This window comes from Arenimonas sp. (genome assembly GCF_019459675.1).
GTDB lineage: Bacteria > Pseudomonadota > Gammaproteobacteria > Xanthomonadales > Xanthomonadaceae > Arenimonas.
Genome location: NZ_JAIBFH010000441.1, coordinates 1 through 11,318 on the forward strand (window position 1 = coordinate 1; position 11,318 = coordinate 11,318).

Here is an 11,318-nt window from a genome sequence, read left to right on the forward strand (position 1 = left end):
CCTCGCCCTGCGCGCGGCCTGGGACTGGCCGGACCTGGCCTTCGTGCACATCAACGATCCGGGCGGCGACGCGGCCACCCTCGCCCACCTGCTCAACTTCGACTCGGTGCACGGCCGCTGGGCCCACGACGCCGGCCACGACGGCGACGCCATCATCGTGGGCAGCCAGCGCATCACCACCACGCGCAACAAAACCATCGCCGACACCGACTGGTCGGGCTGCGACGTGGTGATCGAGGCCTCGGGCAAGATGAAGACCACCGCCGCCCTGAAGGCCTATCTCGACCAGGGCGTGAAGCGCGTGGTCGTCACCGCGCCGGTGAAGGAGCCGGGCGTGCTGAACGTGGTGATGGGCGTGAACGACCACCTGTTCGATGCCGCCGCACACCGCATCGTCACCGCCGCCAGCTGCACCACCAACTGCCTGGCGCCGATCGTGAAGGTGGTGCACGAAAGCCTCGGCATCCGCCACGGCTCCATCACCACCGTGCACGACCTCACCAACACCCAGTCGATCCTTGATCAACCCCACAAAGACCTGCGCCGCGCCCGCGCCTGCGGCATGAGCCTGATCCCCACCACCACGGGCTCGGCCACCGCGATCACCGATATCTTCCCCGAGCTCAAGGGCCGCTTGAACGGCCACGCCGTGCGCGTGCCGCTGGCCAATGCCTCGCTCACCGACGCCGTATTTGAACTCGAGCGCGCCACCACCGCCGAAGAGGCCAACGCGCTGTTCAAGGCCGCGGCCGAGGGCCCGCTCAAGGGCATCCTCGGCTTTGAAACGCGCCCGCTGGTGTCCATCGACTACCGCACCGACCCGCGCTCGGGCATCGTCGATGGCCCGTTCACGATGGTGGTGAACGGCACGCAGCTGAAGGTGTTCGCCTGGTACGACAACGAATGGGGCTACGCCAACCGCACCGTCGAGCTGGCGCGCAAGGTGGGCCTGGCGTGACATCCGCATCGCCAGGGGTGCGCCAGTACCTGCTGGTCACCGGCAACTACTGGGCCTTCACCCTCACCGACGGCGCGCTGCGCATGCTGGTGGTGCTGCACTTCCACCAGCTGGGCTATTCGCCGCTGCAGGTGGCGTTGCTGTTCCTGTTCTATGAAGTGTTCGGCGTCATCACCAACCTGGTGGGCGGCTGGCTGGGCGCACGCATCGGCCTGAACCGCACGATGAACCTGGGTCTGGCGCTGCAGGTGGGCGCGCTGGTCATGCTGGCGGTGCCCGCGGCGATGCTGACGGTGCCGTGGGTAATGGCGGCGCAGGCCTTCAGCGGCATCGCCAAGGACCTCAACAAGATGAGCGCCAAGGGCAGCCTGAAGTCCCTGGTGCCGGGCGACCAGCAGGCGCGGCTGTACCGCTGGGTGGCGCTGCTGACGGGCTCGAAGAACGCGCTCAAGGGCGTGGGCTTCTTCCTGGGCGCACTGCTGCTGGCGGCGCTGGGCTTCGATGGCGCGGTGCTGGCGATGGCCGGCGCGCTGGGGCTGGTGTGGCTGGGCAGCGTGGTGTTCCTCAGGCCTGACCTGGGCAAGGCCAAGGCCAAGCCGAAGTTCCGCGAGCTGCTGTCCAAGAGTCCGGCCATCAACCGGCTGTCGGCGGCGAGGCTGTTCCTGTTCGGCGCGCGCGACGTGTGGTTCGTCGTGGCGCTGCCGGTGTTCCTGGCCACGCAGCTGGGCTGGAGCCACCTGCAGATCGGCGGCTTCCTGGCGCTGTGGATCATCGGCTACGGCGCCGTGCAGGCGCTGGCGCCCGCCATCACCGGCCTGCGCACGCGCGCCACGCCCGACGGCCGCACCGCCCTGCGCTGGGCACTGCCGCTGGCGGTGCTGCCCGCCGGCATGGCGCTCGGGCTGGCCGCGGGCTGGCCCCCGGGTCCCGTGCTGGTGGGCGGCCTGCTGGCCTTCGGCGTGCTGTTTGCGCTGAACTCGGCGCTGCACAGCTACCTGATCATCAGCTACGCCCGCGAGGATGGCGTGTCGCTGGACGTGGGCTTCTACTACATGGCCAACGCCGCCGGCCGGCTGCTGGGCACGGTGCTGTCGGGCTGGGTTTACCAGATGGCCGGTCTGGCGGCCTGCCTGTGGATTTCGGCGGCGTTCGTGGCCGTGGCGGCCGGGGTGTCGCTGGCCCTGCCCCGGCACGCCGACGCCGGTGCCCGCGCCTGACGCCCCAGGGCCCGGATACGGGCGCTGGGACCTGGGGCCTCAGACCGGGTCCGGATGCCGGATGCCCGATGGGCCAGGCGCGAGGCCCAAGACCGCGCCTGCCACCGACGAATTTTCCTGAACGCCGGGTAACCGTGGCCCGCAAGGTGTGAACCTCCCCGCCCCCGGCCAGGCTCTTTGGAGTCATGACAGCAGGATCATTCCGGTCCATGCTCGAGAAAAAGACGCCTGCCCACGCATGAACACCCTCGCCTGGACTACTGATCTCGAAGCCGCACGCGCCGGCGACCGCCCGGCGCTGGAGCGCGTGCTGGCGCGCTCGCGCCAGCACCTGCGCCGCTACGCCGAACACCACTGCGTGGTGAACGACGCCGAGGACGCCGTGCAGGAGGCCCTGTTCACCGCCTCGCGCCGCCTGACGGACCTGCGCCAGCTGGAGTGCTTCGCGTCCTGGCTGTTCCGCATCGTCAAGCGCGAGTGCAACCGCATGAAGCGCGGCGTGCGTGGCTTCATGCATGAACCCATCACCGACGACATCGCCGACACCTGCCAGGTGGAACACCGCGGCCTGGCCCGCGACCTGGCCGCGGCCATGGAAGCGCTGCCCGCCCACTACCGCGAAATCGTGCTGCTGCGCGACCTGGAGGGCCTGAACATCGAAGAGCTGTCCGAGCGCCTGCGCCTGACCCGCGAAGCCACCAAGGCCCGGCTGCACCGCGCACGTTCATTGGCGCGCGAGTATCTTTCCAGCTGAACCACCCCAATCCACCCCGCGGGCCCGCCCGCATCTGCCAGAGAGAGCAAAGACCATGTCCAACAAACCGATGAAACCCTTCGTCATGGCTGCCGGCGCGCTGATGCTGGGCGGCATGGCGCTGTCCAGCTCCGCCTTTGCGATGAACAGCCTGGCCCAGGGCTACCAGGTGGCGGCCGCCGAAGCCAAGGCCGAGGAAGGCAAGTGCGGTGAAGGCAAGTGCGGCGAAGGCAAGTGCGGCGAAGCCAAGATGGCCGAAGAAGGCAAGTGCGGCGCCGACAAGGCCGGCATGGAAGGCAAGTGCGGTGAAGGCCACTGCGGCGCCGAGAAGGGCGAGCACGAAGGCAAGTGCGGCGGCGACAAGGCGGCCGAAGAAGGCAAGTGCGGCGGCGACAAGGCCGGCACCGAGGGCAAGTGCGGCGAAGGCAAGTGCGGCGAAGAAAAGTAAGCGCGCGAGCATGACGGCCATCCCTTCCCTTTCCCCGATGGCCGCCGGCCTCGGCCTGCGGCGGGCCCTGATGGGTCCGCTGCAGGCTGCAGCGCCGGGTGATTTCGATTTCCTGGAATGCGCGCCGGACAACTGGATCGGCGTGGGCGGCCGCTTCGGCGAAGGCCTGCGTGAACTCAGCCGCAGGCATCCGCTGGTCTGCCACGGCCTGTCGCTGTCGCTGGGTGCGGTGCAACCGTTCGACCAGACCTACCTGCTCAAGCTGCGCCGCTTCCTGGACGAACACCGCGTGCCGATTTTCAGCGAGCACCTGTCGTACTGCAGCGACGACGGCCAGCTCTACGACCTGATGCCCATCCCCTTCACCGAAGAGGCCGTGCACCACGTGGCCGCCCGCATCCGCCAGGTGCAGGACGCGCTGGGCCGCCGCATCGCGGTGGAGAATATTTCCTACTACGCGGCGCCCTACCAGGGCATGCCCGAGATCGACTTCCTGCGCGCGGTGCTGGCCGAGGCCGACTGCGACCTGCTGCTGGACGTGAACAACATCCACGTCAACGCCATCAACCACCGCTACGACGCCCATGAGTTCCTGCGCGCCATCCCCGGCGAGCGCATTGCCTACTTCCACGTCGCCGGCCACTACGACGAAGCCGACGACCTGAAGGTGGACACCCACGCCGCACCCGTCATCCCCGACGTGTGGGCGCTGCTGGACGAGGCCTGCCGCGTGTTCGGCCCGCGCCCGGCGCTGCTGGAGCGCGACTTCAACTTCCCGCCCTTCGCCGAACTGGTGGCCGAAGTGGCCACCGTGCGCAACGTGCTGCACCGCCATGCCACGCCCGGCGTGCGCCATGCCCGCGGCTGAGTCGCTGCGCGAACAGCAGTTCCGGCTGGCCGCGCACATCCGCGACCCGGACCACGCACCGCCACCCCCGGGCATCGAAGACCGCCGCCTGGCGATCTACCGCGACCTGTTCTACAGCAGCCTGCAGGGCCTGCTGGCCGGAAACTTCCCGGTCATCCGCAAGCTGCTTGGCGACGACGGCTGGCACGCGCTGGTGCGCGACTTCTACCGCGAGCACCGGGCCGCCACGCCGCTGTTTCCCGAACTGCCGCGCGAGTTCATCCAGTACCTGCAGGTGCGCGCCGACGCTGGCCGCGGGGACAGGCCGTGGCTGCTGGAGCTGGCGCACTACGAATGGGTGGAGCTGGCGCTGGACCTGAGCGAAGCCAGCGCGGCCGACGCGCCCCATGACGCCGCCGGCGACCTGCTGACCGGCGTACCGGTGCTGTCGCCGCTGGCCTGGCCGCTGGCCTACGCGTGGCCGGTGCACCGCCTGTCGCCGGACTTCCAGCCCGACCAGCCGCCCACCGCCGCCACCTTCCTGCTGGTGCAGCGCGACGCAACCTGCAAGGTGCGCTTCAACGAACTCAGCCCGCTCAGCTTCCGCCTGCTGCAGCGGCTGTCGGACGAACCCAATCTTTCCGGCCGCCAACAGCTGCTGGCCCTGGCCGCCGAAGCGCTGGCGCCGGATGCGGAGGCCTTCGTGGCGCTGGGCCACGACATGCTGCGTCAATTCCTCGCCGGCGGCGTCCTGCTCGGCTCGCGTATTCCCTGACGGAGTCACCCATGGCCATCCCATTGAGCGAGCGCTGGACGGCGCACACCGAACGGCTGGACGGCGTTGGCGAATGGCTGCCACCGCTGGGCCTGCGCCTGATCCTGGCGTGGGAGTTCTGGGAAGCCGGCGTCGGGAAACTGCGCGGTGAAAACTGGTTCGCCGGCATCCAGTCCAACTTCCCGTTCCCCTTCCATCTCGCGCCACCCGACCTGAACTGGGCCATGGCAACGTGGTTCGAGATCATTGGGGCATTGGCGCTGCTGCTGGGCCTGGGCACGCGGTTTTTCGCCTTCACCCTGCTGGTGCTGACCGCGGTGGCCACCGCATCGGTGCATTGGCCCGATGACTGGCAGACGCTGGCTGAACTGGCCAAGGGCTACGCCATCAGCGACAAGGGTTTGGGCAACTTCAAGCTGCCGCTCATTTTCGCGGTGATGCTGCTGCCGCTGATCTTCCGGGGCGCGGGCCAGTTGAGCCTGGATGCGTTGCTTTCCCGTCTGGCCGGCAACCACACCCGGCGCGGCATCCACGACACGTCCGCCTGGGGCTTGGCCTGCCTGGTGATCGGCGTACCGTTGGCGCTTCTGATTCCGGTGCCGGGCCTGGCCCTGGCCGCTGCAGGCGTGCTGATGCTGGGGACGCATCGCCTGCTGCTCACCTGACCCTCTGCTATCCTGCCCGGCATGGAATCTAACCCCCTGCCGCGCATGTCGCAGCGCTTCCGCGGCTTCCTCCCGGTGGTGGTGGACGTCGAAACCGGCGGCTTCGACTGCACCCGGCATGCCCTGCTGGAGATCGCCGCGGTGCCGATCGAACTCGACGGTGACGGCTTCTATGTCCTGGGCGAAACGGTCAGCACCCACGTCGAGCCTTATCAAGGCTCCGAGATCGATCCCAAGTCGCTGGAAATCACCGGCATCCGGCTCGACTCGCCGCTGCGTGGCGCCATCGAGGAGCGCGCGGCGCTGGACCACATCTTCGCGCCCGTGCGCGCGGCGGCCAAACGCAATGGCTGCCAGCGCGCCATCCTGGTGGGGCACAACGCCCACTTCGACCTGGGCTTTCTCAATGCCGCCGTGGCTCGCGTGGGCCACAAGCGCAACCCGTTCCATCCCTTCAGCACCTTCGACACCGTCACCCTGGCCGGCATGGCCTATGGCCAGACGGTGCTCAGCCGCGCCGTGCAGGCGGCGGGCCTGCCGTGGGACGCCGACCAGGCGCACTCGGCCGTGTACGACACCGAACGCACCGCACAGCTGTTCTGCGCGGTGCTCAACCGTTGGCGCCAGTTCTCCGAGAACGACCTCGCGGCCGCGCACGAAGACTGACGCCATCCTCCCCGACGTTGAGTGAGGGCACGCCATGATCCACGACAGCATCCTGGGCACCGTTGGCGACACGCCAATCGTCCGCATCAACCAGCTCGCGCCGCCGGGCGTGACGATGTACGCCAAGCTGGAGTACTTCAACCCGATGTCGTCGGTGAAGGACCGCCTGGCGCTGGCCATCATCCTGGACGGCGAGCAGCGCGGCACCCTGGCACCCGGCCAGATGGTGGTCGAAGCGACGTCGGGCAACACCGGCATCGCGCTGGCGATGGTGTGCGCGGCGCGTGGCTATCCGTTCGTGGCCTTCATGACCGAAACGTTCTCGGTGGAGCGCCGCAAGCTGATGCGCGCACTGGGGGCCAAAGTGATCCTGACGCCGGCCGCCGAGCGCGGTACGGGCATGGTGAAGCGGGCGCAGGAATTCGCCGCCAGGCACGGCGCCTTCCTGGCGCGGCAGTTCGAAAACGAGGCCAACCCGGCCTACCACCGCAGCACCACGGGGCCAGAGATCCTGCGCGACTTCGCCATGAAGCGGCTGGACTGGTTCGTGGCCGGCTACGGCACCGGCGGCACCATCACCGGCGCGGGCGAGATGCTCAAGCTGGCGCGGCCCGACCTCAAGATCGCCGTCACCGAGCCCGATGGCGCGGCGCTGCTTTCAGGCAAGCCCTGGGCGCCGCACAAGATCCAGGGCTGGTCGCCCGACTTCATCCCCGACGTTCTCAACCGCGACGTCTACGACCTGATCGTGCCGGTGACCGACGTCCTGGCGCGCGACACCGCGCGCGAACTGGCGATGAAGGAAGGCATCTTCTGCGGCATTTCCGGCGGCGGAAGCTTCGCCGCGGCGCTGGAAGTAGCCCGCAACCTCGAGCCCGGCAGCGTGGTGCTGGCGATGGTCGCCGACACCGGCGAGCGCTACCTGAGCACCTTCCTGTTCGAAGGCATCAACGAGGGCAGCGACGACGAGTGGGCGGCAAGCCTGGGCTGAGCGCTGGCTGCCCTAGGCGGACGGCGGCGTGTTGCGGCCGCTGAACCGGGCGGCGCGCGCCTTGATGCCGCGCCACATGCCGTAAAGGCTGATGGCTATCCACGCGAACTGCATGATGGTGACGGAAATGACGTCGCGGAAATCCGGCGACGGTCCAAAGATCGACACCAGGAAGAAGATCGCGCCGAACAGGTTGGCCAGCTGGTAGCCGATGGCGTCACTGGCCAGCTTGCCGGCCTGCAGCAAATAGAAAGAACCCAGCACGAAGGCGACGCCGGCCAGCCCCACGAAATCGAACCACTGCAGGCTCATGCCTTTGCTCCCCGTTGGCGGACCACTTCGAACAGCGCCACGCCCGTGGCCACCGAAACATTCAGGCTCTCCATCTCGCCCGGCATCGGGATCTTGACCAGGCCGTCGCAGTGTTCGCGCGTGAGCCGGCGCATGCCCTCGCCTTCGCCACCCATCACGATGGCCACGTTGCCGGTGAAATCGATGGCGTGGATGGACTGGGTGGCGGTACCGTCCAGGCCGTAGATCCACACGCCCATTTCCTGCAGCGCCCGCAGCGTGCGCGCCAGGTTGGTGACGCTGACCACGGGAATGCGGTCGGCGGCGCCCGCCGAGGTCTTGCGCACGGTCGCGTTGATGGGCGCGGCCTTGTCCTTGGGGATCACCACGGCGGTGACGCCCGCGGCCGCGGCGCTGCGCAGGCAGGCGCCGAGGTTGTGGGGGTCCTGCACGCCGTCCAGCACCAGCACCAGCGCCTTGCCTTCGGCCGCTTCCACCAGGCCCGGCAGGTCTTTCTCGTCGGTCGGCTTGGCGGCCTCGTAGCGCGCGATCACGCCCTGGTGGCGCATCGCGCCGACGATGCCCTCCAGCGACTGAAGCGGGATGCGCCGCACCGAGATGTCGCGCCGGCGGGCAGTTTCCTCGATCTCGGTCAGGCGTGCGTTCTTGCCGCCGGCTTCGATCAGAACTTCGCGCACGTGTTCGATGTCGTGTTCAAGCGCCGAGGCCACGGCGTTGATGCCGGCGATCCAGTTGTCTTTCTTGCTCATCGTGCGGTTCCCTGCCTGGTCAGGCCTTTTTCTTTTTCTTCGGCGCGCCGTCCGGCACCACCAGCTTGAAGTCGATGCGCTTGTCCTCGACGCTGGCCTTGAGCACCAGCACCCGCACCGGGTCGCCGAGGCGGAACTTCAGGCCCTGGCGCTCGCCGGCCAGGGACCGGCGCAGCGGGTCGAAGTGGTAGAAGTCATGCGGCAGCTGGGTAACGTGCACCAGGCCATTGACCTTGGAGCCCGACAGCTCGACGAACAGGCCGAAGTTGGTGACGCCGCTGATGACGCCGTCGAACTCGTCGCCGACGTGCTTTTCCATCCACGCACCGCGATAGCGCTCGTCCACCTCGCGCTCGACTTCGTCGGCACGCCGCTCCATCGTCGAACAGTGCAGCGCCAGCGCCGACATTTCCTTGAGCGTGTAGCGGTAGCCGTCCGGGTCGCCCGACAGCAGCGCGTGCTTGATCGACCGGTGCAGCAGCAGGTCGGGGTAGCGGCGGATGGGCGAGGTGAAGTGGCCGTATGCCTCCAGCGCCAGGCCGAAGTGGCCCAGGTTTTCAGTCTGGTAGACGGCCAGGCTCTGCGAGCGCAGCAGCACGGTTTCCAGCAGCGGCGCGTCGGGGCGAACGCGGATCTTGCGCAGCAGGTTGGTGAAGTCCTTGGGCTGGACCTTGCTCCACGGCGGCAGGCTCAGGCCGAACTCGGACAGGTACTCCAGCAGGTCGGCGTACTTGGCTTCCGGCGGGCGCGGGTGCACGCGGAACGGCGCCGGCACCTGGCGGTCGGTGACGAACTTGGCGGCCTCGACGTTCGCCGCGATCATGCATTCCTCGATCAGCTTGTGGGCGTCGTTGCGCTCCATCATGCCGGCCTGGATGACTTCGCCGCTGTTGTCGAGCACGAAGCGCACTTCGCTGGATTCGAATTCGATGGCGCCGCGGCGCGTGCGCGCCTTGGCCAGCACTTTGTACAGCTGGTGCAGGCGCTGCACCTGGGGCATCAGCGAGCCCACCTGGGCGATGGCTTCCGCGCCGGCCTCGGTGTCGGCCTCGCCCACGGCCTTCCACACCTGGGTGTAGGTGAGGCGCGCGTGCGAATTCATCACCGCTTCGTAGAAGCGCGACGCGGTGACGTTGCCTTCGAAGTCCACCTGCATTTCGCAGGCAAAGCACATGCGTTCGACCTTGGGCATCAGCGAGCAGATGCCGTTGGACAGGCTTTCGGGCAGCATCGGCACCACGAAGCCCGGGAAGTACACCGACGTGGCGCGCTTGATGGCTTCATCGTCCAGCGCCGTGCCCGGGCGCACGTAGTGCGACACGTCGGCGATGGCGACGATCAGGCGGAAGCCGCCCTTGTTGGGCTCGCACCACACTGCATCGTCGAAGTCCTTGGCGTCTTCGCCGTCGATGGTCACCAGCGGCACCTTGCGCAGGTCCACGCGGTCGACGATTTCGGCGGCGGGCACGTCCACCGGCACCAGCGCGGCCTCGGCCAGCGCCTCGCGCGGGAACACGTGCGGCAGGTCGTGGCCGTGGATGGCGGCTTCCACCACCAGCGACGGGGTCAGCTTGTCGCCCAGCACCAGCAGGATGCGGCCGATCGGCGGACGGCCGTTCTCGGGCGGCGCGGTCACTTCCACCACCACCAGCTGGCCCTCGCGGGCCTCGTTGCGGTCTTCCGGTGGAATCAGCACTTCGGTGAGCACGCGGCGATCGTCGGGAACCACCATGCCGATGCGCGAGCGCTCGCTGTAGCGGCCGGTGAGGCGCGTCAGGCGGTGTTCAAGCACTTCGACGATGGCACCTTCGCGGCGTCCGCGACGGTCGATGTTGGTGACGCTGGCCAGCACGCGGTCGCCGTGCAGCGCCTTGCGCATTTCCGCCGGCGGCAGGAACAGGTCTTCGCCGCCGTCCTCGGCCTTCAGGAAGCCGAAACCGTCGGGATTGGCGATGACGGTGCCGGCGATCAGGTCGAGCTTCTTGGCCGTGGCATAGCCGCCGCGCCGGTTCATCAGCAGCTGGCCGTCGCGCACCATGGCCGCCAGACGGCGCGTGAGCGCCTCGAAGCGATCGGGCGCGGTGAGCTCGAGCGCCTTGGCGATCTCCTCGGCGGTCAGCGGGCCCTTGCTGTCGCTGATGAAGTCGCTGATGGCTTCGCGGCTGGTGATCGGCTGTTCATACTTGCGGGCCTCGCGGGCCGCATGCGGATCGGCCTGGCCGTGCGCCGGACGCGCGCCGCGCGGCGGCTTGCCGGGGCGGCCCGGGCCAGCCGACGGCGGCCTGCCGCCGCCTTTGGGACCGGCTTTGCCGCCCGGCTTGGCGCCGGACTTGGCGCCGGACCTGGCGTTGGACTTGGAGGCGCCAGCGGGCTTGGCCGGGCTGGCGGTATGTGCGCTTTCCGGCATCCACGGCGGCAGTTTGCCGCCGGTGCCACGCTTCTTGGGAGGTTGTGTCATGTGCGCCATGGTACACCCGCGGCCGCGTCAGGCCGCCTGATGCGGTGCCGGGCGTTGACAATCGGGTCGGCCGCCATTAACTTAGGCGGCTTCACGGCGTTCGCGCCTGAAGCACTTGCCCTGGTGGCGGAATTGGTAGACGCACTAGTTTCAGGTACTAGCGGGTAAAACCGTGGAGGTTCGAGTCCTCTCCTGGGCACCAATCATCGAAAGGCCCGCTTCGGCGGGCCTTTTGTTTTTTCCGGGCGCTTCGGTCGCCTCGCGCTCAAGCCCTACAATCAGGGCATCAAGCCCCTACGGACAGCCACGATGCCCTCCGATCCCAACCGCATCGACCATGCGCTGGCGCTGGCCGCCGACGGCAGGCCAGGCGAAGCCGACACCCTGCTGCAGCATTTGGCCCGCCAGGACAACGACACCACGGCCGCCTGGCACCTGGGCTGGCTCAGGCTGCGCGCCGGCAATGCCGACGGCGCCC

12 protein-coding genes and 1 tRNA gene are annotated in these 11,318 nt (G+C 68.5%); 10 read left to right on the forward strand and 3 right to left on the reverse strand.

Going from position 1 to position 11,318, the window contains the following annotated elements; all coding sequences use genetic code 11:
- From K0M70_RS14590 to cysK, 9 genes are all read left to right on the forward strand, one after another.
- A partial coding sequence (locus tag K0M70_RS14590; RefSeq protein ID WP_290783172.1) for an ArsJ-associated glyceraldehyde-3-phosphate dehydrogenase occupies positions 1-958 on the forward strand: 958 nt, incomplete at its 5' end.
- Positions 955-2,175, forward strand: coding sequence for an organoarsenical effux MFS transporter ArsJ (gene arsJ / locus K0M70_RS14595; protein WP_290783173.1), 1,221 nt, complete (start codon positions 955-957; stop codon positions 2,173-2,175). The genes K0M70_RS14590 and arsJ, both read left to right, overlap by 4 nt.
- A 238-nt stretch (positions 2,176-2,413) precedes the next feature.
- Complete coding sequence (locus K0M70_RS14600; protein WP_290783175.1) at positions 2,414-2,929, forward strand: RNA polymerase sigma factor; 516 nt, start codon at positions 2,414-2,416, stop codon at positions 2,927-2,929.
- Positions 2,930-2,984: 55 nt separating this feature from the next.
- Positions 2,985-3,377 carry a hypothetical protein gene (locus tag K0M70_RS14605; protein ID WP_290783177.1) on the forward strand — a complete coding sequence of 131 codons (393 nt, stop codon included), beginning with the start codon at positions 2,985-2,987 and terminating at the stop codon, positions 3,375-3,377.
- Between the two features lie 10 nt (positions 3,378-3,387).
- The gene (locus tag K0M70_RS14610; RefSeq protein WP_290783179.1) at positions 3,388-4,245 is read left to right on the forward strand and encodes a DUF692 domain-containing protein; all 858 of its coding nucleotides are present in this window, start codon (positions 3,388-3,390) and stop codon (positions 4,243-4,245) included.
- Positions 4,232-4,999 (forward strand): putative DNA-binding domain-containing protein, encoded by a 768-nt coding sequence (locus tag K0M70_RS14615; RefSeq protein ID WP_290783180.1) that lies wholly within the window; start codon positions 4,232-4,234, stop codon positions 4,997-4,999. Before K0M70_RS14610 ends, K0M70_RS14615 begins: the two co-directional genes overlap by 14 nt.
- Positions 5,000-5,010: 11 nt before the next feature.
- Entirely contained in the window at positions 5,011-5,664 is a 654-nt protein-coding gene (locus tag K0M70_RS14620) for a DoxX family protein (protein WP_290783182.1), read from the forward strand.
- 45 nt (positions 5,665-5,709) lie between these two features.
- Positions 5,710-6,330: a ribonuclease T gene (gene rnt / locus K0M70_RS14625; protein WP_290783189.1), complete on the forward strand. Its 621-nt coding sequence runs from the start codon at positions 5,710-5,712 to the stop codon at positions 6,328-6,330.
- A gap of 34 nt (positions 6,331-6,364) precedes the next feature.
- The gene (gene cysK, locus K0M70_RS14630) at positions 6,365-7,321 is read left to right on the forward strand and encodes a cysteine synthase A (RefSeq protein WP_290783183.1); all 957 of its coding nucleotides are present in this window, start codon (positions 6,365-6,367) and stop codon (positions 7,319-7,321) included.
- Positions 7,322-7,333: 12 nt separating this feature from the next.
- Here cysK and K0M70_RS14635 read toward each other — a convergent pair whose 3' ends face one another.
- Genes K0M70_RS14635 through rnr form a run of 3 tightly spaced genes read right to left on the reverse strand, consistent with a single transcriptional unit; the run spans position 7,334 to position 10,789 of the window.
- Positions 7,334-7,633, reverse strand: a complete 300-nt coding sequence (locus K0M70_RS14635; RefSeq protein ID WP_290783185.1) for a hypothetical protein — start codon at positions 7,631-7,633, stop codon at positions 7,334-7,336.
- Positions 7,630-8,382 carry a 23S rRNA (guanosine(2251)-2'-O)-methyltransferase RlmB gene (rlmB, locus tag K0M70_RS14640; protein WP_290783187.1) on the reverse strand — a complete coding sequence of 251 codons (753 nt, stop codon included), beginning with the start codon at positions 8,380-8,382 and terminating at the stop codon, positions 7,630-7,632. The genes K0M70_RS14635 and rlmB overlap by 4 nt, the downstream gene beginning before the upstream one ends.
- A gap of 19 nt (positions 8,383-8,401) precedes the next feature.
- The gene (gene rnr, locus K0M70_RS14645; protein WP_343211222.1) at positions 8,402-10,789 is read right to left on the reverse strand and encodes a ribonuclease R; all 2,388 of its coding nucleotides are present in this window, start codon (positions 10,787-10,789) and stop codon (positions 8,402-8,404) included.
- A 168-nt stretch (positions 10,790-10,957) separates the two neighbouring features.
- Here rnr and K0M70_RS14650 point away from each other — a divergent pair.
- Positions 10,958-11,042 (forward strand) — tRNA-Leu (locus tag K0M70_RS14650).
- Positions 11,043-11,318 lie beyond the last annotated feature (276 nt).

Excerpts from the sequence above, each read along its gene's own strand:
- K0M70_RS14615 (WP_290783180.1), top strand. The coding sequence starts at position 4,232 with ATGCCCGCGGCTGAGTCGCTGCGCGAACAGCAGTTCCGGCTGGCCGCG.
- rlmB (WP_290783187.1), bottom strand. The coding sequence starts at position 8,382 with ATGAGCAAGAAAGACAACTGGATCGCCGGCATCAACGCCGTGGCCTCG.
- K0M70_RS14635 (WP_290783185.1), bottom strand. The coding sequence starts at position 7,633 with ATGAGCCTGCAGTGGTTCGATTTCGTGGGGCTGGCCGGCGTCGCCTTC.
- K0M70_RS14620 (WP_290783182.1), top strand. The coding sequence starts at position 5,011 with ATGGCCATCCCATTGAGCGAGCGCTGGACGGCGCACACCGAACGGCTG.
- K0M70_RS14605 (WP_290783177.1), top strand. The coding sequence starts at position 2,985 with ATGTCCAACAAACCGATGAAACCCTTCGTCATGGCTGCCGGCGCGCTG.
- rnr (WP_343211222.1), bottom strand. The coding sequence starts at position 10,789 with ATGCCGGAAAGCGCACATACCGCCAGCCCGGCCAAGCCCGCTGGCGCC.
- K0M70_RS14600 (WP_290783175.1), top strand. The coding sequence starts at position 2,414 with ATGAACACCCTCGCCTGGACTACTGATCTCGAAGCCGCACGCGCCGGC.
- K0M70_RS14610 (WP_290783179.1), top strand. The coding sequence starts at position 3,388 with ATGACGGCCATCCCTTCCCTTTCCCCGATGGCCGCCGGCCTCGGCCTG.
- cysK (WP_290783183.1), top strand. The coding sequence starts at position 6,365 with ATGATCCACGACAGCATCCTGGGCACCGTTGGCGACACGCCAATCGTC.
- rnt (WP_290783189.1), top strand. The coding sequence starts at position 5,710 with ATGTCGCAGCGCTTCCGCGGCTTCCTCCCGGTGGTGGTGGACGTCGAA.